The organism is Deinococcus malanensis, from assembly GCF_014647655.1.
GTDB lineage: Bacteria > Deinococcota > Deinococci > Deinococcales > Deinococcaceae > Deinococcus > Deinococcus malanensis.
The window spans coordinates 138,041-162,490 of record NZ_BMPP01000009.1 but is presented as its reverse complement, the minus strand read 5'-3'; the positions used below and the strand labels follow the sequence as shown (position 1 = coordinate 162,490).

General features: G+C 63.6%; 26 protein-coding genes, 2 tRNA genes and 1 riboswitch. Of the genes, 20 read left to right on the top strand and 8 right to left on the bottom strand.

Annotated elements, in window-relative coordinates; translation table 11 throughout:
- The first annotated feature begins 208 nt into the window (after positions 1-208).
- Positions 209-1,138 carry a YDG/SRA domain-containing protein gene (locus IEY49_RS12195; protein WP_189008910.1) on the top strand — a complete coding sequence of 310 codons (930 nt, stop codon included), beginning with the start codon at positions 209-211 and terminating at the stop codon, positions 1,136-1,138.
- A 234-nt stretch (positions 1,139-1,372) separates the two neighbouring features.
- On the opposite strand, the gene IEY49_RS12190 is transcribed toward IEY49_RS12195, so the two are convergent.
- Positions 1,373-2,131, bottom strand: a complete 759-nt coding sequence (locus IEY49_RS12190; protein ID WP_189008907.1) for a hypothetical protein — start codon at positions 2,129-2,131, stop codon at positions 1,373-1,375.
- Positions 2,132-2,205: 74 nt separating this feature from the next.
- Positions 2,206-4,959 (bottom strand): COG1361 family protein, encoded by a 2,754-nt coding sequence (locus IEY49_RS12185; RefSeq protein WP_189008904.1) that lies wholly within the window; start codon positions 4,957-4,959, stop codon positions 2,206-2,208.
- A gap of 369 nt (positions 4,960-5,328) precedes the next feature.
- Positions 5,329-5,412, top strand: a riboswitch (cyclic di-GMP riboswitch).
- A 48-nt stretch (positions 5,413-5,460) separates the two neighbouring features.
- Here IEY49_RS12185 and IEY49_RS12180 point away from each other — a divergent pair.
- On the top strand, positions 5,461-6,027 hold the full coding sequence (locus IEY49_RS12180) for a hypothetical protein (RefSeq protein ID WP_189008901.1): 567 nt from the start codon (positions 5,461-5,463) through the stop codon (positions 6,025-6,027).
- A gap of 58 nt (positions 6,028-6,085) precedes the next feature.
- Positions 6,086-6,556 (top strand): hypothetical protein, encoded by a 471-nt coding sequence (locus IEY49_RS12175; RefSeq protein WP_189008898.1) that lies wholly within the window; start codon positions 6,086-6,088, stop codon positions 6,554-6,556.
- A gap of 51 nt (positions 6,557-6,607) precedes the next feature.
- Here IEY49_RS12175 and IEY49_RS12170 read toward each other — a convergent pair whose 3' ends face one another.
- The 4 genes from IEY49_RS12170 to IEY49_RS12155 form a co-directional block, all read right to left on the bottom strand.
- On the bottom strand, positions 6,608-7,675 hold the full coding sequence (locus tag IEY49_RS12170; protein WP_229780773.1) for an RNA-guided endonuclease InsQ/TnpB family protein: 1,068 nt from the start codon (positions 7,673-7,675) through the stop codon (positions 6,608-6,610).
- A 366-nt stretch (positions 7,676-8,041) separates the two neighbouring features.
- A complete protein-coding gene (locus IEY49_RS12165; RefSeq protein ID WP_189008895.1) occupies positions 8,042-8,464 on the bottom strand; it encodes a hypothetical protein in 423 nt (140 codons plus the stop codon).
- Between the two features lie 991 nt (positions 8,465-9,455).
- Positions 9,456-9,529: transfer RNA gene (locus IEY49_RS12160), tRNA-Gly, on the bottom strand.
- A 30-nt stretch (positions 9,530-9,559) separates the two neighbouring features.
- Positions 9,560-9,636 (bottom strand) — tRNA-Pro (locus IEY49_RS12155).
- A gap of 77 nt (positions 9,637-9,713) precedes the next feature.
- Here IEY49_RS12155 and mqnP point away from each other — a divergent pair.
- The 6 genes from mqnP to IEY49_RS12125 all read left to right on the top strand — a co-directional run bounded on the left by mqnP (position 9,714) and on the right by IEY49_RS12125 (position 14,506).
- Positions 9,714-10,598, top strand: coding sequence for a menaquinone biosynthesis prenyltransferase MqnP (mqnP, locus tag IEY49_RS12150; protein ID WP_189008892.1), 885 nt, complete (start codon positions 9,714-9,716; stop codon positions 10,596-10,598).
- Positions 10,580-10,906, top strand: coding sequence for a hypothetical protein (locus tag IEY49_RS12145; RefSeq protein WP_229780767.1), 327 nt, complete (start codon positions 10,580-10,582; stop codon positions 10,904-10,906). Before mqnP ends, IEY49_RS12145 begins: the two co-directional genes overlap by 19 nt.
- Positions 10,907-10,928: 22 nt before the next feature.
- Positions 10,929-11,360 (top strand): hypothetical protein, encoded by a 432-nt coding sequence (locus IEY49_RS12140; protein ID WP_229780766.1) that lies wholly within the window; start codon positions 10,929-10,931, stop codon positions 11,358-11,360.
- Positions 11,361-11,434: 74 nt separating this feature from the next.
- The gene (locus tag IEY49_RS12135) at positions 11,435-12,019 is read left to right on the top strand and encodes an adenylate/guanylate cyclase domain-containing protein (RefSeq protein ID WP_189008885.1); all 585 of its coding nucleotides are present in this window, start codon (positions 11,435-11,437) and stop codon (positions 12,017-12,019) included.
- 119 nt (positions 12,020-12,138) lie between these two features.
- Complete coding sequence (locus IEY49_RS12130; protein ID WP_010887388.1) at positions 12,139-12,816, top strand: response regulator transcription factor; 678 nt, start codon at positions 12,139-12,141, stop codon at positions 12,814-12,816.
- A 103-nt stretch (positions 12,817-12,919) separates the two neighbouring features.
- Entirely contained in the window at positions 12,920-14,506 is a 1,587-nt protein-coding gene (locus tag IEY49_RS12125) for a sensor histidine kinase (RefSeq protein ID WP_189008882.1), read from the top strand.
- 78 nt (positions 14,507-14,584) lie between these two features.
- Here the strand turns inward: IEY49_RS12125 and argR are convergent, their stop codons facing one another.
- Both argR and coaBC read right to left on the bottom strand, forming a co-directional pair.
- Positions 14,585-15,058 carry an arginine repressor gene (gene argR / locus IEY49_RS12120; protein WP_189008879.1) on the bottom strand — a complete coding sequence of 158 codons (474 nt, stop codon included), beginning with the start codon at positions 15,056-15,058 and terminating at the stop codon, positions 14,585-14,587.
- Positions 15,059-15,089: 31 nt separating this feature from the next.
- Positions 15,090-16,331 carry a bifunctional phosphopantothenoylcysteine decarboxylase/phosphopantothenate--cysteine ligase CoaBC gene (gene coaBC, locus IEY49_RS12115; protein WP_268239042.1) on the bottom strand — a complete coding sequence of 414 codons (1,242 nt, stop codon included), beginning with the start codon at positions 16,329-16,331 and terminating at the stop codon, positions 15,090-15,092.
- 185 nt (positions 16,332-16,516) lie between these two features.
- Here coaBC and hemC point away from each other — a divergent pair, with 185 nt between their 5' ends.
- The 11 genes from hemC to IEY49_RS12060 all read left to right on the top strand — a co-directional run bounded on the left by hemC (position 16,517) and on the right by IEY49_RS12060 (position 24,219).
- Positions 16,517-17,452 (top strand): hydroxymethylbilane synthase, encoded by a 936-nt coding sequence (gene hemC / locus IEY49_RS12110; protein ID WP_189008876.1) that lies wholly within the window; start codon positions 16,517-16,519, stop codon positions 17,450-17,452.
- Positions 17,453-17,470: 18 nt separating this feature from the next.
- Positions 17,471-17,653 (top strand): hypothetical protein, encoded by a 183-nt coding sequence (locus IEY49_RS12105; protein ID WP_189008874.1) that lies wholly within the window; start codon positions 17,471-17,473, stop codon positions 17,651-17,653.
- 31 nt (positions 17,654-17,684) lie between these two features.
- Positions 17,685-18,641 (top strand): asparaginase, encoded by a 957-nt coding sequence (locus IEY49_RS12100; protein ID WP_189008871.1) that lies wholly within the window; start codon positions 17,685-17,687, stop codon positions 18,639-18,641.
- A 108-nt stretch (positions 18,642-18,749) separates the two neighbouring features.
- The gene (locus IEY49_RS12095; RefSeq protein WP_189008868.1) at positions 18,750-19,211 is read left to right on the top strand and encodes a MarR family winged helix-turn-helix transcriptional regulator; all 462 of its coding nucleotides are present in this window, start codon (positions 18,750-18,752) and stop codon (positions 19,209-19,211) included.
- Positions 19,208-20,464, top strand: a complete 1,257-nt coding sequence (locus tag IEY49_RS12090; RefSeq protein WP_189008865.1) for a cytochrome P450 — start codon at positions 19,208-19,210, stop codon at positions 20,462-20,464. Before IEY49_RS12095 ends, IEY49_RS12090 begins: the two co-directional genes overlap by 4 nt.
- Positions 20,465-20,487: 23 nt before the next feature.
- Complete coding sequence (locus tag IEY49_RS12085; protein WP_189008862.1) at positions 20,488-20,781, top strand: nucleoside triphosphate pyrophosphohydrolase; 294 nt, start codon at positions 20,488-20,490, stop codon at positions 20,779-20,781.
- A gap of 58 nt (positions 20,782-20,839) precedes the next feature.
- A complete protein-coding gene (locus IEY49_RS12080) occupies positions 20,840-22,018 on the top strand; it encodes a thiolase family protein (RefSeq protein ID WP_189008859.1) in 1,179 nt (392 codons plus the stop codon).
- An 87-nt stretch (positions 22,019-22,105) separates the two neighbouring features.
- Positions 22,106-22,420, top strand: a complete 315-nt coding sequence (locus tag IEY49_RS12075; RefSeq protein WP_189008856.1) for a YciI family protein — start codon at positions 22,106-22,108, stop codon at positions 22,418-22,420.
- A 3-nt stretch (positions 22,421-22,423) separates the two neighbouring features.
- On the top strand, positions 22,424-22,750 hold the full coding sequence (locus IEY49_RS12070; protein WP_189008853.1) for a hypothetical protein: 327 nt from the start codon (positions 22,424-22,426) through the stop codon (positions 22,748-22,750).
- A 125-nt stretch (positions 22,751-22,875) separates the two neighbouring features.
- Positions 22,876-23,712: a 3-hydroxyacyl-CoA dehydrogenase family protein gene (locus tag IEY49_RS12065; protein ID WP_189008850.1), complete on the top strand. Its 837-nt coding sequence runs from the start codon at positions 22,876-22,878 to the stop codon at positions 23,710-23,712.
- A gap of 111 nt (positions 23,713-23,823) precedes the next feature.
- Positions 23,824-24,219, top strand: a complete 396-nt coding sequence (locus IEY49_RS12060; RefSeq protein ID WP_189008847.1) for a hypothetical protein — start codon at positions 23,824-23,826, stop codon at positions 24,217-24,219.
- The last annotated feature ends 231 nt before the right edge of the window (positions 24,220-24,450 follow it).

The following is a 24,450-nucleotide window of genomic DNA, read 5'->3' as shown; positions in this document are numbered from 1 at the left end:
ACGGCGCAAAAGCTGGGCTCAAGACCCTGATATAAGTGGAAAATAAGCTACTTAGCCAAAAAAAGTAGATTGAGATCATCCCTTTCAGAACCCACAAAGGCAAAAAGTAGCAGGAGGGCTGTTAACAAGTCGGAATGAGTAGCACAGCAAAGTAGGGGTGCACTCGTGGTGATAAACGCTGCCAGGTCTGAAGTGTCAGACTGATTCCATGTCAACACGTCACTTCGGCGCCATTCCAGGGGTCCCGGAAGGCGCCACCTTCGCTTCTCGCCAAGAACTCCGTGATGCCAAAGTTCACCCACCTACGCAAGCAGGTATCAGTGGCTCTGGTTTTGAAGGTGCCGATTCGATCGTCCTCTCCGGCGGCTATGAAGACGATCATGACGAGGGAGACGTCATCGTGTACACCGGCGAAGGGGGTCGCGACCCCGCGACCGGAAAGCAGGTCGCCCATCAAGAACTGGTTCGAGGCAACCTGGCGTTGGCGCTCAACCATCGTGATGGCCTACCTCTTCGGGTGACACGGGGTAGCCGGCACCGCTCTCCGTTTTCTCCATTGACGGGGTACCAATACAGCGGGCTCTACCGTGTAGAAGATCATTGGCAAGAGCTGGGGCGGTCCGGGTATCGCATCTGGCGGTTCCGACTGGTCAAAGTGGAGGTTGAAGAATCTTTCGCAAATGAATCAGCGGAATCTGGTTCAGTGATCCGGAGAGCCACCGTTGTGCAGCGCATTATTCGTGATACCGCGGTTGCCCGGGCTATCAAGGTCCTCTATGACTACCAGTGCCAGATCTGTGGAACGCGATTGGAGACGTCTGAAGGTCCATATGCCGAGGCAGCTCATATTCGGCCTTTAGGAAGTCCGCATGATGGTCCCGATTCGGCCTCAAACTTACTGTGCCTCTGCCCGAACCATCATGTGTTATTCGATCATGGTGGACTCGCCGTACAGGATAATTTTGACCTCATCGGTTATCCAGGCCGTCTACAGATTCATGGTCGTCATCAAATCGATCTTGCCTGTGTGCAATACCACCGAGAACGTTATTCTCCGCTCATCCGGGGGAGAAGGTTCCATAACCCCACCCCCGTTTGCAGAAAGGCAATAAATGTCGCCACGAACTCTCCTCGGTAAGATGCAATGCATGGGGCGCAAGGCACCGGTACTCTGTGACTCCCCATGATTGTTAAGGACTATCTTCGCCAGCCTACCGGTGACCGATTCCAGAAAGCTGGGGATGAGGCCGAGCGACAGATGGCCCACTATCTGAAGCGTGCATTCGGGGATAACCCGAGCGTGCATGTCTTCAGGCTAGACACGAGCCCATGCGTATAAGGCTTGGGCACTTGCGGTTCCGAGGTCAGCGGGTTAGTTACGTACGATGTTGACAGTGGAGACCGCTTCGGCGCGGGTGCCGTTGGCGTACTCAGCGGTCACGAACACGGCGTATGTTCCGGCAGCCAGCGTTGGGGGTGCAGCGACCACCAGGTCCACGGTTCCCGGAAGAACCACGGACGGGAGGGTGGTTTCGGTCTTACGTCCGGCGGTGTCCTGGTAGGTCACCCGCAGCGTGAATCGTTCGTAGGCATTACCGCTATTCCGGAAGGTGACCTGGACGTTGGGAGAGCTTCCCGATTCGGTGGCAACATTCTCAATCCGGACGTCGTGGTTCATTGTCCCCGTGACTTCAAGGGCCGTCACCATGGCGTACCGCACCCGGATTCCTACCGCGTTTCCGCCTGCACTAACCGCCGGAGTCTCTGCGTCGACCCCAATGACGCCCCAGTACCCGCCGGTGGCGGTTGCAGGTACAGAAACATTGGCGCGGACCTTGACGGTCCCTTGGGCTGGAACCACATAGGCTGTCTGGTTGAACTTCATGAACCGCTCGAGACTGTGCGGCAGGCTCAGGGCCGGCGCGTGCACCATGGTGCCGTCGGGCGCCTGCGTGTAATCGTTGCTGAAGATGGTCGCGCGCACGGGTGACGTGCCTGAATTGGTCAGGGTGTACTCGATGACTTCGTTGGTGCCGGGCTTCAGGGTGAGCGTGCGTGGGCCGCTGATATACACATCCGCAGCAGCGGACGAAGCGAGGGAGAGCAGAGCAAGTAATGACAGAGTTTTCATAAGACCTCCGGAAACGGCAAGGATGTGGGAATGCTGGCTTTCGCCTGGTGGGTGTGGGCTACGGGACGGCGTGTTCATGGGGGTGAGGGGATTGTCACAATGAGGTGGGTGCTCCGACGGGCAGTGGTGCCGTTGGCAAAGTGAGCCGTGACGGTGACAGGAACGCTGCCGGTCTCCTGAGGGGTGGGCAGCGTCAGCACCCACTCGTCGTCCTGGGGCTGAGTGGCGGCGGAATAGGTCCGTGTGAGGCTGCCCACCTGGACCGTCACTTCCCTCAGGGGTGCGCCGGGGCGCAGGCGCAGCCTGGGAGCCTGGCTTGCTTGAATCACGACACTGTCCCAGATCAGGCGCAGGCTGGGAGTCACCGCGCTGCTGTCGAGCACAGTCCGCCGTGGTCCCGGCGTGGGCACAATGACCGATGCACCGGTAGCCGGCAGAGTCACGTCCACGGGAGGCTGCCCGTCAATGAACACCCGATACTGACCGGGCGCAAGATCGTGGAACTCGAACTGACCGCCAGGAAGCTGCACTGTGGTCCAGCGGGCCTCGGGACCGGTCAGGTTGACACGGACGACCTTGGATGGACCGTCAGAAACCAGCGCACCGGTATCGGGATCAGTGTAGGAGACCTGACCCTGCAGAACGGTTGCCGGCTGAGCACGGAACGTCACGGTCCCACCGGGTGCCACCTCGGCCGAGCTGTTAATCATCACCATGTGTGCTGGAAGGTCGTTGACGTTGACGGTTGCCAGACAGGCGCTGGTCGGGCCAGTCACTGTGGCTTCGCCGCGCTCATTCGTCTGGAACTGCCGGTTACACGCCGAAATACGGACATTTGCGAGGGGCTGGAGCGTTCCGTTGAGGTCCTGTACCACCCGCACAGTCCGGCGACTCGGGTCGGGTCCGGCGAGCAGTTCAGCAAGCTTATCGGTCGTGGGCAAAAACGTGGAGTAACTCAGCCCGGCCTTCAGGTGCAGAGGTCCTCCTGACAGGGGAAGCGTCGTGCCCACGAAGCCGCCCCACCCGCCCGGTGAGGCATACGTCGCCTGCGCCGAAAGCTGAAGTTGAGGACGAGTCAGAAGGGAAACCGCGTGCGCCCCGCCTTCCAGGGTCCACTGACCGCCCAGCGCCTGCGCGTATCCCACACCCTTGACCGCGAGGTCAAGGGCACCGTCGGTTGCTGCGGTCGCTTCCATTTTCACGGTCCCGGCCCCGACCGGCGTGCTTGTCTGTGCCTTCAGGGAAGAGCGGGCGACGCCATGCTGGTTCAGGTACACGGAACCGAGCAGGTTCCACTGCGTTACGCCGAACTGACCCTGACCGCTGGCTGTCGCGACGCCGCCGAGAGGGCCGCCCGGGTTGCCGTTGAGCTTCAGCTCAATGCGTCCTGTGACGGGTTTTGTGGTGTACGAGGTCCCGGCGGCGAGTTCCCACGGGCCGGCCGTCATCTGCTTGAAGGTCGCGGACGCCGGTCCGTAGGTGCCGCTGATCGTAACGGCGGACAGGGACTGCGCTGAGAAGTCGGCGCGGACCCCGAATTTAGGCCGGCCGGGCAGTTCCTTCCATTGAGTATCCAGCGCTGCCCAACTGCTCCGGCCGCCTGAGGCACTGGCCTGCACCTCGGCCGCTTCAGTGCGGTAGGTGGCGGCCGCTGTCCACGGCACACTCCGCTCAGGGGCCACAAAGAGCGACACGCTGAACGGGCCGGTACTGCCGGTGGCGCTCACCGCCGGGTCACGCAGCTGGCTGTTGACATTTGCTGTGACACTCGCGCTTGCAGTGGCCGTCATCAGGTCTGCTTTCATTCCGACGCGTGCGGCCCCCTGCTCCGGCACCGCTGCGCCTACCTCGACCTGCCGGACGATTCCTCCTGGACGCCAGCGGTGGGCCAGATACGCGCCGCGGCCGACGGTTCCCGCAGGATTGCTCGCATCGGATTCGGCAACATTCAGGCGTGTTTCGCCGTGTGTCACGCTGGCGCTTTTGAGCTTGAAGCCGGAGGCCTGACGTTCGATGTCGGCCTGAACAGCTGTAATCCGGCTGAGGCGCCCGTCAATCAGGAGTGACCCGGTGACACCTGCCGTGACGCCGGATTCTGCTTTCAGGCTGGTTCGCAAGCGGACGCCGTAGGCAGAATCCGCCCCAGCTCCCGTGTGCCCCCGGATGCGTAACGTATGGGTGACGGGTCTGAGGCCGCCTTTGAACGTGACGGTCGCAGTCTGCTGGCTGAGAGCAGCCGGGAGCACGAGCAGCACGGTGCGCTGCTCCCCTGGCATGAGACGCAGGTAGGGGGACTCGATGGTGCCTGAATCGGCGGTGACGGTGACGTCGGCCGCGCCGGTGCCTGTGTTGCGAACCTGGAGCGGAATGCGGGCAGGCGCGTCAGGAAGAACGGCGGCCTCAGCCGGACCCTGAACCACCAGTTGCGCATACTCCGGCCAGCGCACCGGCACTTCGAGATGCTGGACTCCCTGCGGAGTGGTGACGCTGAAAGTCATGACGAAGTTAGCCAGCAAGTTGCCTGGGGTATCGACGCGAAGGGAAAGGGGCAGCAGCGGCGTGGGGCTTGCCGGAAGCTTCCGGGGGTACGTGACGTGAATGCCTGGCGGCAGGTCGCCGATAAGGTTCAGTTCGAGCGGGAGATTGTGTAACTCCGCAGGCAGGTGCATGACCGCCAGCGCCTCGCCGGTCGTGGACAGTGTGACCGCCGGGAGTGCCTTCGTCGGGGAATCCGCCGTGAGTCCGGGCGCCATCGACAGCAGCAAGGCTGCAGTCAGTGACGCCACGCGGGTAAACGCGCGGACAACAGGGCGAGACGAAGGGGCCATCAGCATGAAATCTAGGCGCAGCCCTGTCACACGGGCATGACCCGGGCGTGGCTGAATGCTGCGGTGCCGTGATTGGTGCGCTATGAAGCTGCCGATTGTGTTCTGGTGAGAATCCACGGGGTGGGACAGGGTGGCTGAAGACATTCGGAGCCTTGCTGGTTCAGTTCTTCCGGCCGGGCACTGCCTGGAGGTTCCTTCTTCGTCCTGTTCCCTGTCATGCATCTCGAAGGCTGAAGGCGGGTCAAGGGGGAATGACCGTCACGCCAAGTGTTCTGACATTCACGGCCTTCACGAGCGAGGGATGAGCCTGACGTAAGGAGGAGGTAAGAAAGCCGCCACTACGGTGTGTACATCCATCAGGACCTCCTGCTTGGGTTGGAAAGCAATGAAGCACATTCCGTAACCGGGCACCTGGAATGTGTGGAGCAAGTGGTGCGACCGATCCGGCCTTGCTGAACCATCGTTGTCTCAGCGCTGCCGACTGCTGTTCTAGGAGTCGAAATGAACAACCGTACCCCCCTGTTCGCCGTTCCCTTCCGTACCGCGCTGCTCGCCCTGACCAGCTTGAGCCTGGCTTCCGGCGCCCTCGCGAACACGGGCACCGACACCGTCACCGCCACCGGCACCGTGCCCGCCCCCACCGTCAGCGTCGTGCTCATGACTGATGCGGCCACGCCGGCGGACTTCGGCACCGGCTACGCCCTTAATCAGCTGAACAACAGCACCTTCGCTTACGGCAGCAACTTTCTGATCAAACTTACCTACGCAAACGTCACCACCAACGTCTCTCTGGCCCTCTCCGGCAGCCAAGCGAACTACCTCCTCGCGTACCGCCACACCCCGAGCGGCGGCACCCTCACCTCGGACGTGCCGTTCTCCACCAGCGTCGGCACCGCCACGGCCAGCGGCACAGCGACCGACACGTACGCGAGCGGTGCCACCACCACCGCCTTCAACGCTTTTGGCACTTCGACAGGTGCGACGCGCTTCGCGATCGGCGCAAAATCCACCACCGCCGCCGTCACCAGCCTCAGCACCACCATCACCCTGACCGCCACCGCCAACTAAACCTGAGACTTTTAAGCCGGGCAGAAGGGTACTTCTGTCCGGCTTATGCTGGAGGCCCATGCGACGCCGCTATCTTGCTGTCTGTTTATTGCTGCTTTCCTGCGCCTCGGCGCAGACGGTCAGCGTGCAGATTCTTACGGACGCGAGCCTGCCCGCTGATTTCGGGGTCAATTATCCGCTTGGCCAGACCCGCAACGACGCGTATGTGTACGGAGCGAACTTCATCATAGGCGTGTCGTACGACCTGCCAAGCAGTTCATCTCTGACCTTGAGCCTGTCGGGATCACAAGCGAATTATTTTCTGGCATGGACGGTCGCGGGCAGCGGGATCGACCAGGCGATGGGTACGGCTCTTGGAACGGCCGTAAGCGGGGTGAGCGGGTCCCAGTCCAATGTGTATTACCGGCAGGACGGAACCCTGCATTTGCTGGCGGGCGAAGCGACGCGCTACAGGATCGGAGCGCGGGCAACTCCCGCCGCCACGGCAGACCTGAATACCGTTATCACGCTGACCCTGACCAGCAATTAAGGTGTCTGGGCGCTCTTCAGTGACCTACCAACGGATGAATCCTTTGGCTTTTCAGGCAACGCTTGCGTTCACTACCGCTACGTTGATGCCTGATGGGACGGCCCGCCCCAGGATGTTCCGCGCTGCGTTCAGGTCGGCATTGTCCATATGACCGCAGGCGACACACCGAAAGCGCGACTGACTCGCTCGGTTCTCCCGGCAGGTGTGCCCGCAGGCGTTGCACCGCTGAGAGGTGTACCGGGGGTCTACGCGCACCACTTTCCGAGCGGCCCATTCTGCCTTCTGGGAAAGGAGAGAAAAGAACTGACCCCAGCCCACATCGTGAATGCTGCGGGCCAGGTTGCCCCGTCCCATCGCACCGACGCCTAAGTCTTCGTGGGCTATCAAATCGTTCTCTCGGACGAGTTTGAGAGCGGTCTTGTGGTGGAAGTCGAGTCGCTGCCGTGCGACCTTCCGATGCAGTTTTGCGACCTGTTGGACGGCCTTTCTGCGCCTGTTGCTCCGCTTGTTCCGCTTGCGACTGACCGCACGCTGAGCCACCCGCAGCTTCTTCAGACCCCCCTGAAAGTGACGGGGGTTCTCCACAAACTCCCCATCGGAGGTGATGCAAAACCATGTCGTTCCCACGTCCACACCCACCGAGCTTCCCGAAACGGGAAGCGGCTGGGCTTCCACCTCGCACACGTAGCTGACGTACCATTCTCCGCAGTCCCGCGTGATGGTGGCCGTCTTGACCTTGCCTTCCAACGGGCGGTGCAGCCGGATTCGGATGTTCCCGATTTTGGAGAAGAAAGCGGTCTTGTCCGACACGCTGAATCCCGACTGCGGGTAGCAGATGGAATCGAACCTGTCCCGCCCCTGGAAACGGGGATAGCCGGGCTTGGAGCCTTCCTTGACCCTGCGGAAGAACGCCTTGAATGCCTTGTCCAGGCGCTTGAGAACGTCCTGAAGCACCTGCGAGTAGACCCCGGCGTATTCCGGCAGGGCCGCCTTGATTTCCGTCAGGTACTTCATCTGGTCGTACCCGGTCACGGTCTTCTTTGCCTTGCGGTAGGCGTCCCGGCGTTCCTGTAAGGCCGCGTTGTACAGGTTGCGGCAAAGCCGGAGCTGTTCGGTCAGCGCAGCTTCCTGCGCCTTCGTGGGACGCAGACGGTAGCGGAATGCCTTGAGGTGGGTGGTAGTCTGGATGTGCGTTCACCTCCCTGTAAGGTGTCGCCGTCCCCGCGCCTGACTCCCCAGAAAGGCGGCGGGTTTTTGCTGTTCCAGCATACCACGCGGCGGCGCTTTCGCCTCAGACATAAGCATCAGCACTCCGCCCTTCGGGCGGCTGGGTTATCCATCCCACCCTCGAAAGGGTGGGATGGATAACCCAGCCCCTTCTCAGTAAAGACCGTCGGGGCTGTGGTGGCGGGCTGGTCTCAGCCAAGCTCCATGGCTAAGAATGATCGCTTTAGCGGGCGCCCCGGGCAACTCCTGATGCCCCGCTCAAGAGCGTTCCCGCAAGCGGTGCTGACTGCCTTCACGCAGCCGGTTGTAGACCCGGATTAAGCTCTGCGCAACTGGCATCAGCTCGGAGCGTTCTTCCGGCGTGAGCGTGCTTGGTTTCAGGGTTGCTGCAACACGGAGCCCTTCAGCGAGGATGAGGTACGCGAGGTTCTCCGGAGTCAACGGGTGCAGCCAGAATTCTTTAGTGTCAAACAGAGGCCGGCCCGTGGCCGTGTCATAGCTGTACCCGCCCGCTGTAGTGATGCTCAAGGGGGTAATGGTGGTGATGGTATCGATACGCCAGGGTTGGTTGCGACGTTCGATACAGACGAGACCGCCTATGAAAGGACCCGCAACAACTTCAAGGTTTTCTTGCAGTGCGAGCAGGTCGTACGTGCGAGCAAGAGCTGCTTTTGAAGGCATAACTCCATCCTGATTGAAAGTTGTTATGAGCGCCAGCCTCAGGCCCACCCTATGTTGTTAATAAGTCGAGAGGATTAGCAGGGACCTGGAATTATCCGGGCTTTCTAGTCCCGGCGGTTGGGTGGGACTAGAGTACGGCGCCATGTGGTCATCACTAACTGCTAGGGTCAGCACTCATTAAACCCCATCACTGATGTTGATGTATACGAGGAAGTCGCCCCGCATTTCCCACGCAGATGGGAGTGTGGCAACCTAGTAGTAAAAGTTAGTATTGTTCCTCTGCAACGAGGTTTTCTGATGGCTGGCGTTGGCCAAACGTCGGCCATTGCTCCGGCAAAGCTCTGATCTGCCTAAAATCGATCAATACGGGCCCGGCGGTTTTTATACTGTAAAGAATTACTACTAAAACATGTACTGGACGATCACTGCAGTGTTTTCACAGTATTGAAAAGAACGTGCCGAAGAACCAAAAAAAGGACAGAGGTCCCGCTTAGAAGGCGGTTGCTCTATCCAACTGAGCTAAGGGCGCACGTGGGATTTTGGCCGTGTTGAACGTCCCTTTCGGCCTGAGAAATATAACACGCCAGACCTGGGCTGCACTGCGCCAAACTGCCCAGAGTAAAAAACATCCGTAACCAGGCTTTGCCTGCTAGTGAACAAGACTTCATGCAGCATCGGAAGGACAAGCGTCAGGTCAGGACTCTTCTTCCTTATGGGTCCTGAGGTACGGTGGGGCAGGTGAAGACCCGGCTCAGCTTGCAGGTGAAAGTGCGTCTGACTACTGATCTGAGCGTAAGTCGGTAGCAGTCCTGACGCCGAAAGTATCCCTCTGAGGGGAGCTTTTTGACCGTCGCCGATACGGATCAACGCACAGATCAGCAACTTTGACCCTCCCCAGGATTTCGTGTGCGCTGGCGGTTGATGAAGCCCCTCCAGACACTATTGACCGTCAACAAAAAAAGACCTCCTTTGGGGAGGTCTTTCTTATTCCTGGAGCGGGATCACGGATTCGAACCGAGGCCAGAAGCTTGGAAGGCTGCTGTGCTACCACTACACCAATCCCGCTAATGCGCGTGCGCTGCCCATGGGGCAATCTGGTCGAGGCGACAGGATTCGAACCTGCGACCCCTTGGTCCCAAACCAAGTGCGCTACCGGCCTGCGCTACGCCTCGTCTACACACGCGCGTCCGGAACTATAGCAGACTTCCAGGGCAGTCGCCTAGGTGATCAGGCGTATGCTGGCCCATTGATGAGTGCCGCCCCGAGTTTGAAAACTTATCTGGATCTGGTGAAGTTCGAACACACCGTGTTTGCGCTGCCGTTCGCCTACGCCGGAATGCTGCTGGCCAGCATGCAAAGCAGCGGAAACGGCTGGCCAGGCTGGCACACGCTGCTGTGGGTCACGCTGGCCATGGCCGCTGCCCGCACTGCTGCAATGGGCGCCAACCGGGTCATTGACCGCTATATCGATGCAAGAAATCCCCGCACGGCAGGGCGGGAAGTGCCTGCTGGCAAAGTGAGCCCAGCGCAGGCCTGGGTGCTGGTCGGGGTGAGCCTGGTGGTGATGGCTCTGGCGGCCGCGCAGCTTAATCCGCTCTGTCTGGCCCTGATGCCCCTGGCGGTCGTCTTCCTGATCGGCTACCCGTACACCAAGCGCTTCACGTGGCTATGTCATGCCTGGCTGGGCATCACCGACGGTGCAGCGGCGGCCGGGGGCTGGATCGCCGTGACCGGCGAGTTCGCCCCTGGGGCCTGGGCTTTATGGGCTGTGGTGATCTTCTGGATGATCGGCCTGGACGTGATCTACGCGACCATGGACCACGATTTCGATGTCAGGAATGGGATCAGAAGCATTCCGGTCCGCTTTGGGATCGCGCGCGCCCTGCAGATCGCGGCGGCCAGCCATGCATTGACCTTTGCGCTGCTGCTGCTGGTGGGCGTGGTGACTGGCGCCAGCGCCTGGTACTTCCTAGCGGCCCTGGCTATGGGGGCCATCCTGCTGTACGAGCACCGCATCGTGAACCCGCAGGACCTGACCCGCGCAAATGTGGCTTTTTTCGACGCCAACATGTGGCTGGCACTGACCATGCTGGCCGGGGTGATCGTGGATGTGGCGTGGCGGACGCTGACCTGAGGTATCTGCCGGACCTCAGGGCCCTGGTGCCGGCTGAGGCCATGGAGGCGTTTACCCTGGGCGACGAGCGGTGGGCCGCGACCCTGCTGGCCCGTGCCCGGGACGGCCATCAGCCCGGCAGCCTGGCCTGGGCCGTCCTGGAACGTCTGCTGGGCCTGACCCTGATTCATGTGCTGCGGGAGGTAGAAGGCACCTTTGCCCTGGAGCGGGCCGATCCGGTGCTGGACGCTGCGGGAGTACCGCGCCCCACCCTGGCTTGGCTGGGGACGGACATACTGGGCGATGATGGACCGCTAGAATCCCCATGATGCGCGCGTGTGGAGGGCTGGCTTGACACTGGAAAATTCCGAAGGCGAGTTCACGGCGCGTTTTGCGGAATATGCCGCTCAGGGAACGCTATACCCCCAGCGCGAGGGCAGCCCCTTGATGGAGTTTGCCGCCGGCGGCCGGGTCCTGTACCTGTTCGACCGTAACGGCCCCTACGCCGCCAAAGCTGGACCTGCACAGGTCATCGTGCACGGCGTGCTGGAGTCCGGCGCCCTGGTGGCGCTGCCCGGGAACCAGGAGGAAAAGCTTGTCTTGCTGGGGGTCTCTGCGCTGGAAGGACAAGGCCAGGTGGTGACCGTGTCGCGGCAGGTGTGCGTGGTGCAGGCCCGTATACCGCTGGTCCTGGCCGCCTTCGCGCCCCTGCCCGAACTGCAGCCCGGGGACTGGGTCAGTTTCCGTACTACAGCTCCACTTCATGGTTTCCTACTCGACTGAAAACCGAGGAATGCCGGTAACGACGGTAAGCAGAGTTTTATTTGTCTCTGGATTCAGATAAGATAAAGGTATCCATGCGTGAACTGCTGCTGCCCCTCCCTGCACCCCAGGAACTGGAAAGTATTCAGGCCTGCCTGGTGATGGTGGATCTGGTTGGCAGTACGGTCATCGCGCACCGTTTGCCCCTATCGCATTACATGGCCCTGATGACCGAATTCGTGCAGGTGATGATTCTCAGTTTCGAGGCCTCAGGCGGCGAGGTGCTGCAACATCAGGGTGACGCCGTGCTGGCGCTCTGGCCGGCTGACCGGACCGCCCATGCGGCCCGGGCGGCGCTGCAGGCCCATGAACGTGCAGCCCGGATCGGTCTGGCCGAAATGCTGGGATTGCCGCTGCAGTTGCGGGCCGGCGTAGCGGTGGGGGAAGTGATTACCGGCGTCGTGGGAGGGCAGCCCAGTGCCTACGGCCTACCGGTCAACTATGCGCGCCGCCTGTGCGAAGCCAGCCAACCTGGGGAAACGCTGGCCTGTGGCGGTGTGCTGCGGCGTCTTGAGCCCGCACAGCAGGGCGGAGCGCAGCGCAGGCTGGAATTACAGGGCTTCGGGCAGGATTGCATGGCCCATACCCTGATTCCTCTGCCTGCCCGCCGCACCGCCTGAGCGGCCGGTTTTTCTGAAGCGACTTGAGGGCCCAGAAGGTTTGCGGCACATGACGGCCATGAATTTGGATTAAGCCCCGCGGACGGCTTCTCATGAGAACGCTTCATACACTGGCGGTCATGGAACGCAAACCGCTCGTTCTCGTTATTGAGGATGAAAAAGACATTGCCCGCTTTATCGAGCTGGAACTTGCCGCCGAAGGCTACGCCACGGAGGTGGCCTTCGATGGTGTGACCGGCCTGTCGAAATTTCGTGAAGTCAACCCCGATCTGGTCATTCTGGACCTGATGCTGCCTGTGCTCGATGGTCTGGAAGTGGCGCGCCGTATCCGCAAGACCAGCAACACCCCGATCATCATTCTGACTGCTAAGGACGGCATTCAGGACAAGGTCGAGGGCCTGGACTCCGGTGCCGACGATTACCTGATCAAGCCGTTTTCCATCGAAGAACTGCTGGCCCGCGTGCGCGCCCACCTGAGGCGCGTGAACCCGGCTGTGACCGGTGAGGTCCGTGTGGCCGACCTGGTCATGAACCTCGACGGCCGCGAGATCTTCCGTGGAGGCCGCCGCGTGGAACTGTCGGCCAAGGAGTTCGAGCTGCTGGAACTGCTGGCCCGCAACCCGGGCAAGGTGTTCTCGCGGTTTGAGATCGAGGAAAAAGTCTGGCCGGAGTACACTGGGGGCAGCAACGTGGTGGACGTGTATATCGGGTACCTGCGCCGCAAGCTCGAAGAGGGCGGGGAGCGCCGCCTGATCCATACGGTCCGTGGTGTCGGGTACGTGCTGCGCGAAGAATAAGCATGAGGCTCCGGTGGGTCCTGCCCTGTAAGCACTCAGGGCGGGACCATGTGCGCCGCGCTGCGCCTGAAAGCACTATCTTCTCGCACATGCTGGAGTTGTCGTGGTAAGCCTGCGCTGGCGCCTGACGCTGTTCTATACAGCGCTGCTGGCGGTGCTGCTGACCGTGGTGGCCGTCGCGGCGCTGTATATGATGCGCACCAGCTTGATCCGGGGCCTGGACCGCGAGTTGCAGGACACCTACAGCAGCTTCACGGCGGTGGCCTCGGCCCTGAACCTGGGCAATGCCGACGCTCCGGTGGTCCGGGACGCCAGCGGCCAGCCCATCATTCTGCGCTACCAGTTTCCATCCTCGTCCATTCAGGTCGAGGAACTGTCGTTCTACGATCTGCAGGGCCTGACCACCGAGTTGCAGGTGGCGCGCACGGCCCCGGAGCGCACCCGGTTGCTGAACTTTCTGCGGGCCCTGATGAATGCCAGCCGCCAAGTCATTGCCATTGACCCCATGCAGCCCATCCGCCTGGACGATCAGGCGCTCACCCGGCTGATCGAGGCCCCGGACAGGCGGCTGCTGATGAACCTGCAGGTCAAGGAGACGTTCAAGAAAGCCCCGACCCTGATGCGGGTTCTGGTACGGCTGGAGCCGGTTCAGTTGCATCCGGCGCCGCTGGGCAGTCCAGAGGACAGCAGCCAGACGCTGGCGGTGACCTATGTCGGCCGGAGCCTCGACGAGATCACCGATACCCTGGCCCAGCTCCGCAGCGTGATCATGCTGCTGTTCCTGGCTGGACTGGCCTCGGCCGGCACCGGAGCCTACCTGCTGGCCGGGCAGGCCCTGAGTCCCCTGAGGCAGGTTCAGCGCGCGGCGGAACGGATCGGTGGTCAGAACCTCGGCGAGCGGGTTCCGGAACCGCAGACCGACGATGAGGTCCAGGCCCTGGCGCAGGCGCTCAACGGGATGCTGGGCCGCCTGGAGCAGAGCTTCGAATCGCAGCGGCGCTTTACCAGCGACGCCAGCCATGAGCTGCGTACGCCGGTGACCGCCATCAGCGGCCACGCGAGTTATCTGCTGCGGCGCACCAACCCCACGGGGCAGCAGGCCGAAAGCCTCCGGATTATCCAGAGCGAATCCGAGCGCCTGACCAACCTGATCGCCAGCCTGTTGCAGCTGGCCCGCTCGGACAGTGGAGCCCTGGTGCTGAACAGGGCGCCTATTTTCTCCAGCCTGTTTCTTGGTGAGATCTCCCGGGAACTGGCTCCGCTGGCGCAGGCGCAGCAGACCACCCTGGAAGTGGCTGGCCAGGACGTGCCCTTCGAGGGAGATCCGGACCGGCTAAGGCAGGTGGTCATCAATCTGGTCGGCAACGCGCTGAAAGCCGGGGCGCGGACCGTGACGCTGCGCAGCAGTCTGGAGGAGGACGGAGCCCAGGTTCATCTGCGGGTACAGGACGATGGCCCGGGCATTCCAGAGGATCAACTGGAGCGTCTCTTCGACCGCTTCTACCGCCTGGAGGACAGCCGCAGCCGCGATCAGGGCGGCGCCGGGCTGGGGCTGAGCATTGCCAAGGGCATCGTGGACGCCCACGGTGGGCGCATCTGGCTGGAAAGCACCCTGGGCCAGGGCACCACGGCGCACGTGGTGCTGCCGGTCGGCAACGTGCCAGTGCTGGACGAGGACGACGTCCCGTAACAGGCGCCTGTACCCACCGTCTGAACCAACAGTGCAGGCCGCGGGAGAGGGTTTCCGGCGGCCTGCTCACATCCCGGCCTATCCGAGCATCAGGGCGTGGAATTCCTCCATCAGGGCTTCAGCTTCCAGGGTGGTGCGCGCCACCACGAAAATGGTGTCCTCGCCGGCCAGGGTGCCCACGATATCGTCACGGCGCAGGCGGTCGAGCAGCAGGGCCACACCGGTGGCGTGCCCGTCGGCCGTGCGGATGACCAGCATGTTCTCACCACGGTCCACATCGTGCACGAAATTCTGGAACAGGCGCCCGAGCTCCTCTTCGACGTCGGTGTGGCCCGTCATCTGGGCCAGGGCGTAGCGGTGACGGCCCTTGCCGATAGGCAGGCGCACCAGCCTAAGTTCGTTGATGTCGCGGCTGATGGTGGCCTGCGTGACCTGGATGTTGTCGGCACGCAGGCGCTCGACAAGCTCGCCCTGGGTGCTGATGCTCTCCCGGGCGATAATGTCCTGAATACGTTTCTGCCGCTGCTCTTTGCTGAGTTCCTTGCTGACCACCTTCCAATATTATGTATATGCAGTGAATAATTCAATGACTGAGGACGGGAAGCAGTGGCCGAGCCTCGTCCAGAAGCCGCCGGGCCACCTCCCGCTTGCTCAGGCGGGGCCAGGCCTGTGAGGTGCCGTCGGGGCGCACCAGCGTGACTTCATTGTTGTCGCCGCCAAACGCGGTGCCCGCGCGGGTGGGGTAATTGAGCAGGATGAAATTCGCATTCTTGCGCTGCGCCTTCAGGGCTGCCCGCTCGACCCCGGCATGCGTCTCCATGGCAAAGCCGATCAGGACACGCCTGCCCTTGTCGCGGCCCAGCTCGGCCAGGATGTCCGGGTTGGGAGTCAGGTGAATGGTCACGTCGCCCGCCACCTTGGCCTGTTTCTCGGTGGCCGCGCTGGCTGCCCGGTAGTCGGCCACAGCGGCGGTCATGACCACGAGGTCTGCCTCACCTGCCGCCCTCACGACAGCGTCACGCAGTTCCAGAGCGCTTTCGATGCGCACCACGTCCATCCCCACAGGATCGGGAAGGGCGACCGGACCGGTCACGAGGGTCACCTGCGCGCCACGGTCCCGGGCTTCCTCGGCCACAGCAAAGCCCATCTTGCCGCTGCTGGGATTGCTGATAAAGCGCACCGGGTCAAGGTATTCGCGGGTGGGTCCGGCAGAGACCACGACCTTGACACCTGCCAGGTCCTGTCTGGCCGCCCGGGGAGGGGCGAGCAGGGCCAGGGTGGCTGCAGCGATGTCTTCAGGTTCCGCCATGCGGCCCACCCCACTGCCCTCCCCACGCGTTCCGAAAGCACCCGTCTCTGGGCCAAGGAAGTGGTGGCCCCATTCGCGCAGACGGTCGGCATTGCCCTGCACCGCCGGGTGGCGCCACATCCGTTCGTTCATGGCCGGAACCCACAGCACCGCCCCCGTCACACTGAGCAGGGTGGCCAGCGCCAGGTCGGCGGCGTGCCCGCCCGCCGCCCCAGCCATCAGCTCGGCGGACGCGCCCACGATCACCACGGCGTCGGCCCGGGCAAGTGTGAGGTGCTGGGCGTCCGGGCGCGCGGCAAACCAGGTCTGATCGGTGGCCACGGGCCCATCGGCCGCAGTGGCCAGGCTGAGCTCAGTGATAAAGGCCAGCGAGGCGCGGGTGGCAATCACCTGCACCTGAACGCCCCCTTCCCGCAGTCGGCGCAGCACGGAAGGCGCCTTCACCGCTGCCATGCTGCCTCCCACGATTACCAGCACGGTCTTTATGGCCGGGGCCTGAGCTTGCTCAAGAGTCACCCGGACAGTGTAAGACGGCCTCGCACAGACGCCGTGATCCGGCCCGGTACTCCTTCATGCTTCCGGCTGCGGGACACGCTCAAATCCGCGCAACGCTGTGCTGCAAGCGTTGCAGGGTGTGGTGACCCGGTACGGGAAAAGCGTCCGCGTGCCTCAGCCCTCTGCACAGGTATACTGCGCGGGTTATGCGTACGGTGACGGTAGGGACGCGCGGTTCGACTCTCGCGCTCGCTCAGACCCGGTGGGTGGTCGCCCGCCTGAAGGAGGAATGGCCCGACACGGACTTCCGGATTCAGACCATCAGCACAAAAGGCGACCGAAACCGCGAAAGTCTGGAAACAATGGCTCAGAAGGGTGACAAGGGGTTCTGGGTCAAGGAGATCGAGGACGCCCTGCTGCAGAAACGGATTGACATCGCCGTACACAGCCTCAAGGATCTTCCGACCGAGCAGCCCGAGGGGCTGGAGGTGGCCAGCATTCCCAAGCGCGTGGACGCCCGCGACGTCCTGATCGGCAAGGAAGGCATGAAGCGCCTCGCGGACCTGCCGCAGGGCGCCCGGGTGGGCACCAGCAGCGTGCGCCGCAAGGCCTTCCTGCGGGCCTACCGCCCGGACCTGCAGGTGATCGATCTGCGTGGCAACATCGACACCCGGCTTGCGGCCCTGGCCGGCGACGAGTACGACGCAATCATCCTGGCGGCGGCCGGGCTGATCCGCACCGAGATGCGCCACCGTATTGACGAGTTTGTCGAGCCTGACATCCTGCTGCCGGCTCCCGGACAGGGAGCCCTGGCGCTGGAGACCCGTTCTGGTCCCGAGAACGACCTGACCATCGAGGTGGCCTACGCCATTCACGACCACGGCACCGACGACCGCATCACCGCCGAGCGCGAGTTTCTGGCGGGACTGGGCGCCGGGTGCATGGCCCCGGTAGGCGCGCACGCCAGCATCAAGGGCGGCGTGCTGACCCTGGAAGGCTGGGTGGGTGCCCTGGACGGCAGCAAGGTCATCCGCGCCACCAGCATTGGCGACCCCACGGAATGCGCCGATATTGGCGCGGAACTGGCCGGCGACATGCTGGGCCAGGGGGCCCAGGCGCTGATCGACGCGGCGCGCGAATGACAACCAGGTAGCTGCACGATGAAACTGACCTGGCGTCACATCGCCCGGGCCCTGCTGGCCACCGCGCTGTGGGTGGGAATCGGACTTTACAAGCGGACCCAGGATGGGCAGCCCCTGGTGGAAGCCACCTGGGCCGAACTGCCCCTGGGTGCGGTGGTGTTTGCGGTGTCGCTGGTGTGGGTCTCCCGCCGGCGGCGCTGAAGGCCTGTCGCCGGGCCGGGGGACGGGGGAGATGAAGCGACTTGCGGTGATTCATACGGGCGGCACGATTGCCAGCCGGCGGAATCCGAATGGTCCGGGGTTCACCCCGCAGACGCCGCCCACCGTGCCCGGCCTGCCGGGCGTTCAGGTCACCGACCACCAGCCGTTCACCCTGCCCAGCCCGCATGTGACGCCGGCGCACATGCTGACGCTGGCTCAGCTGATCGAGTCGCTGGCGCCCACCCATGACGCCGTGGTGGTCACGCACGGCACCGATACGCTGGAAGAGACTGCCTTTGCCCTGCACCTGCTGCTTCGGACCAAGGCCCCCGTGGTGCTGACCGGCAGCATGCGTCACGCCGGGGCCGTCTCTTGGGACGGCCCGGGCAACCTGCTCGACGCCGCACAGGTCGCGCTGCACCCGGCCACCGCCGGGCGCGGCCCGCTGGTGGTGTTCGGCGGGGATGTCTTTGACGCCCGCACGGTGACCAAGGTCCACAGCACGGCGGTGGACGCTTTCGGGGGCTACCCCGGCCCCATCGGGCGCATCGACCGGGTGGGGGAGACGCCTCAGGTCCGTTTCTTCGCCAGCCCAGAGCCGCGTCAGGCGTTTACGCCCACGCAACTGGGTGCGCGGGTTGACATTCTGTATGCCTACGCCGGCTGGACCGGGGAAGGCTACGCAGAGGCGGCTGCGCGGGCCGACGGGCTGGTCATTGCTGCGCTGGGCACTGGGAACCTGCCGGGCGAACTGCTGCCCCTGATCGAGGCCACCAACAAACCCGTGGTGATTGCCACCCGCACGCACGCCGGGCCGGTGATTCCGGTGTATGGCTACGCCGGCGGCGGCGCGACCCTGGTCGAGGCAGGCGCCATCCCGGCCAGCTTTCTCAACGCCCACAAGGCGCGCATTCTGCTGCTGGTGCTGCTGAGTCTGGGACTTGACCGGGAAGCGATCCGGCGCGTGTTTGTGGACGACCCCTTCTGAGCACAAGGTCCGGCTGTTCTCATTCAGCACAACCAGACCCACTCCAGTCCCAGGCAAAATTAATTGCAGATTGCAATTAATCTGGATGAAGTGTGGCAGGATCAAGCGATGACTCCCGCTTCGGACGCCTCACCTATGGCCTTCCTGCAGGCCTTCTGGGAGGTCTGGCAGACGCTGGCGGCCCGGGTAGAAGCGGCGCTGAGCAGCCGGCATGGCCTGGATCTGCGCGCTTTTATCACGCTGGCCTATGTTCAGAGCAATGAGCCCGGAGCAGACCAGCCGGCTGCCTTGGCGCGCCTGACCGGTGTGCCACGGTATGAAATGAGCCGGATTCTCTCCCGGCTGGAGACGGGCGGGGCTGTCACCCGACAAAGCACCCATTCCGACGCCCGGCGGGTCACGGTGAGCGCCACCCCGGAGGGCCGCCTCCTTTACGCCGAGGCCGAGCAGACCGTTCTGGAAGTGGTGGCCCCACTGCTTTCTCAATTGGGAGAACCGGCCACGGCCGGGCTGACCACCAAGCTGCGGCAGCTTGCCCAGGCCGCCGGCACTCAAGGAGACCAGTCATGACCAGCGATTTCCACGCCTCTGAACCTGCCCGCTGCCCCTTTACCGGCCAGAGTGCCGAGCCTGCCACGGCCAGCCGGACCCGCCGCCCGGGACCCATGCCCACCGGGTCGGTCGAGCGCGATGCCCGCGGCGTCTACCGGATCCACTCGTTCCAGGCTGCCCGCGACATCCTGCGCAGCGAGGACGTCCGTCAGGCCGGATTCATGGCCGAGGCCGCCGGGGAAATGGGCAGCCGCACGCCCCTGATGACGCGGATGCCGGTCCTGTTTGCCGAGGGAGAGGAGCATCACGACATGCGCCGCGCCACGGCCCGGTATTTCACGCCAGCTGCCGTCGGCGCGTACCAGCCCATGATCGCCGCGCTGGCCGACAACCTGATCGCTGATCTGGCCGGCCAGGGTGAAATTAGCCTGGACGACCTGAGTCTGCGTCTGGGTGTCAACGTGGCGGCGCAGGTCGTGGGGCTGACCAGCAGCCGGCTGCCGGGCCTGGAAAAACGCATCACGGCGTTTGTGGAAGGCCAGGGTGACAGTGAACCGGGAGCCGCCCAGCCTCAGGGGCGCCTGGACCATTTCCGGCAGCAGGCTCACCTGGGCCTGTTTTACCTGCTGGACGTCAAGCCGGCGATTCAGGCCCGGCGCAGGTCGCGCCGTGACGACCTGATCAGCTACCTGGTGGAGCGCGGTTACAACGATCTGGAGATCATGACCGAGTGCCTGACCTATGGCACTGCCGGGATGGTCACCACCCGAGAATTCATCACGGTGGCCGCCTGGCACCTGCTGAAGAACGCGGAGTTGCGCGCCGATTACGTGCACGGCACCGAAAAGCAGCGGCATGACATCCTGCACGAGATCCTGCGGCTCGAGCCGGTCGTGAACACGCTGTACCGCCGCGCCCAGGCAGAACTGACCGTGGACGGCGTAACCATCCCGCAGGGCAGCCTGATGGCCCTAAACGTCCAGTACGCCAATCTGGACCCCCAGACGGTGGGTGCTGATCCCGGGCAGCTGTGCCCGGCGCGTCCACTGCCCCGCGGGGTGCAGCCTCCGGTGCTGTCGTTCGGGGACGGTCACCACCGCTGCCCGGGGGCCTTTCTGGCCATCAGGGAGAGCGACATCTTCCTGCGCCGCCTGCTGCTATGGCGCGACCTCGAACTTGTGCAGGAGCCGCAGGTGTCCTACAACGAGGTCGTCAAGGGCTTTGAACTGCGCGGCCTGCGGGTGCGGCTGGGCAGCCGGGCTCGGGCCTGAGCGGACTGAACCTAGACTGCTGCATGGGCAAACTGGTCCGCGACCGCATTCCGGAACTTTTTGGTGGGCCGGACAGTGTTTACGTTTCTCTCAGCACCCCCGGGTACCGCGTGGCTCTGCGCAACAAGTTGCTGGAAGAGGCGCGGGAATATCTGGAATCCGGCGAGACGCTCGAGCTGGCCGACGTGCTGGAGGTGGTTTACGCCCTGGCGGCACTGGACGGCGTCAGCCGGGCTGAACTGGAAGAGCTGCGCGCCACAAAGGCCCGGGAACGCGGTAGTTTCGCTGACCGGGTGTGGTGGGAGGACGCGCCCTGACCACCCTGGCCGGACACCTTCCTAACGAGCGTTAGGTTCCGCTTGCTAGACTGGCGGTATGTCAAAAGCTGTGATCGTGGCGGCCTCGCGCACGCCGACCGGCAAGTTCATGGGAACTCTGGCTGATGTGGGCGCCGTTGACCTGGGAGCTCTCACCCTGGCCGAAACGCTCAGGCGCAGTGGTCTCCCCGCTGGATTGATTGAGGACGTCATCATGGGCCAGGTCGTGCAGGCCGGCAGTGGACAGAACCCCGCCCGGCAGGCCGCCCTGAAAGCGGGTCTGAGCCATGAGGTGGGTGCCCTGACCATCAACAAGGTGTGCGGCAGCGGTCTGAAAGCCGTGATCCTGGCCGCGCAGAGCATCCGCGCAGGTGATCAGCAGGCGGTGCTGGCCGGCGGCATGGAAAGCATGAGCAATGCTCCGCATTTGCTGCCGCAGGCCCGCAAGGGCTACCGCCTGGGCCATGCTCAGGTGCTTGACGCCAATACCCACGACGGCCTGTGGTGCTCGATCAACAACGAGGGCATGGGCCTGACCGGCGAGCGCGTGGCCGAGAAGTACGCCATCGGCCGCGAGGAGCAGGACGCCTTCGCCACCTCCAGCCACCAGAAGGCCGTCGCCGCTACCCAGGAAGGCCGATTCCGTGACGAGATCGTGCCGGTGACGGTCAAGGGCCGCAAGGGTGACGTGGTGGTGGACACCGATGAGGGACCGCGCGCTGATACCAGCGCCGAGACGCTGGGCAGGCTCAAGCCCGCCTTCAAGCAGGACGGCAGCGTGACCGCCGGAAACGCCCCGGGCCTCAACGACGGCGCCGCCAGTCTGCTGGTCATGAGCGAGGAGGCCGCCCAGACCCACGGCCTGACCCCCCTGGCCGAGATCATTGATTACGCCACCGGCGGTCTCGCCCCCGAGTGGGTCATGATGACCCCGGTGCCCGCCACCCAGAAGCTGCTGCAGAAGCTGGGAATGAATGCTGACGACGTGGACCTCTGGGAACTGAACGAGGCCTTCAGCGTGCAGAGTCTGGCGGTCAGCCGTGAACTGGGCCTGGATCCCGCGCGGGTGAATGTGAATGGCGGTGCCGTGGCCCTGGGCCATCCCATCGGTGCGTCGGGCGCGCGCATTCTGGTGACCCTGCTGCACGCCCTGAAGCAGCAGGACAAGGAAACCGGCGTAGCCACCCTGTGCATGGGTGGCGGCAACGGACTGGCCATGGCGGTCCGGCGGTTGTGAGGACACATAGGACGAAGCACGATAAGCGTAGGGCCGCCCCTGAGCCTGTGGCCCCGTCCGGAGGCTGCAAAGGCTTAGGCTGAAAGCATGAGCCAACCGACCCTCTGGATTATCGAGAGCACGTACCTCAAGACGGGTGACGAACTGGCGGCCGTCACGCCCCGCCACCGTGAGTGGCTCGACCAACACTATGTCAGTGGGGTCTTTCTGACCAGTGGGCGCAAACTGGACGGCACTGGCGGCGTGCTTGTCGCCCTGGCCGGGAGCCGAGAGCAACTTGAAGCCATTTTTCAGGACGATCCCTTCGTGAAGGAGGGATGCAGCACCTACCGCTACACCGCCTTTACCCCAGTCAAGCGCGGCCGCAGCCTGGAGCTCAGCGGCGTGCCGCTGGTGGAATGACCGATGCAGCTGTCGTTTAGTGGACCCGACTTCGACCCGCCGGAAAGCGAGCAGTACCTGAATATCGCCATGGGGCGGCAGGTGGCCGGACTGGATACGTGGCTCAGGGATCAGGGCTGGTTCGGTCCGCTGGGCAGCGCCACACTGCTGACAGCCGAGGAGGTCCGGCAGCAGTGCGCCCGATTTCTGGCGTTGCCCCTGGACGCCCCTCAGCTGGATATCAGCTGGATCGAACGCGGCTGGTGCCTGAAGGACGAAGCTTCTGACGCGACGTTTTTTGGGGTCGGGCAGGGCCGCTGGCTGGCCTGGAACTGGTTTACGACCGCTTAGAGCCCTGGTTCGCACGGGCTGCAGGCCGGGCACGGCGGCAATCTGCGAGGTCGACCGCATGGGGGCGCAGGCGTGACCATGTCGTCATTCAGGAGCCGGTGGTGCGCCCCATAGAAGGAGAACACATGAAATTTGGAGTCATCGGAGCAGGCCAGATGGGCGGCGGTATCGCCCAGGTCGCAGCACAGAGCGGATTCGACGTGGTCGTGCAGGATGTTCAGCAGGCTTTTCTTGACCGGGGCCGGGGCGTCATCGAAAAGAGCCTTGCCAAGCTGCACGAGAAGGGAAAGCTGACCGGCACGCCGGAGGAGATCCTGGGCCGCATCCGCTTCACGACCGAGCTGTCGGACTTCGCGGACTGCGATCTGGTGGTGGAAGCCATCGTGGAGAACGAGGCGGTCAAGGCCGAGCTGTTCCGGAAGCTGGGGGAGATCGTCCAGCCCGAAGGGATCCTGGCCAGCAACACCAGCTCGATTCCGATCACGGCTCTGGCCAGCGCCTCAGGCCGTCCGGAGCGCTTTATCGGGATGCACTTCATGAATCCGGTGCCGCTGATGGCGCTGGTGGAAGTGATCCGGGGCTACAGCACCAGCGATGAGACGACCCGGATCGTTACCGAGACCGCTCAGAAGATGGGCAAGACCCCGCTGTCCTGCAACGACTTCCCCGGATTTGTCAGCAACCGCATCCTGATGCCCATGCTGAACGAGGCCATTCAGTGCGTTATGGAAGGCGTGGCGGAGCCCGAGGCCATCGACGGCATTATGAAACTGGGCATGAACCACCCCATGGGACCGCTCACGCTGGCTGACTTCATCGGACTGGATACTTGCCTGGCCATCATGGAGGTGCTCCATCAGGGACTGGGAGACGACAAATACCGTCCCAGCCCACTGCTGCGCAAGATGGTGCAGGCCGGGCTGCTGGGGCGCAAGAGCGGGCAGGGCTTCTACAAGTACTGAGCCGAGGGCCGGGCGGCTGGGCCCATCAATGTGAGGAGGGCCGCCTTTCTGCTTCGGCCCTCTCAGGCTGGACTGAGGTTCTTCATGTCGTCCCCTGGTACAACCCCCGGGATGAGACGAATCCTGCCTGCCCTGACCGTGTCCGCTGCCCTGCTGGGAGGCGCTGCATTTGCCGCTGCACCTGCCGCCGTACCCGCCGCCGGCTGTACTCCCGCCCAGGACCAGGAGGCCGCCCGCGTGGCGGCCATCAGCACTGCCCGCGGCAGGCTTGACGTCGCGGCCTTCTTCTACCGGCTGCAGTACAACGATGTGGCCTACGACGTGAAGGTCCAGGACGCTGAGGTTGCCGGCAACAGTGCCACGGTGCGCGGGCTGCTGACCCTGCGGGCCACCCAGCGCCGTGACGGTAAGGCTATCGGCGCCACCTATCAGGGGGTGGTGTACCTCAAGCGCACCGGTCCTTGCGGCTGGACTGCCACCGGCTACAAGCAGGAAGGCGCCCAGTAGAGCCTCGGACACTGCGTAAAGACCGGACACTGCGAGGTGCGCCCCCTGTGGGGGAGTGCAAAGTGAATCACCGCGCTGCCCCTGTCTGCACGACTAGACTGAAGGGGTGAAGAGCCCAGGCGACAGCAGGAAGTGGTCAGTGGAGGATATGCCGCTCTGCAGGCAGGTTTTCCGGCAGGCCACTTCCTGCTGTGCGGCCGCTGGGTACGGGGGCGCCGCTGCTGTGCAGGT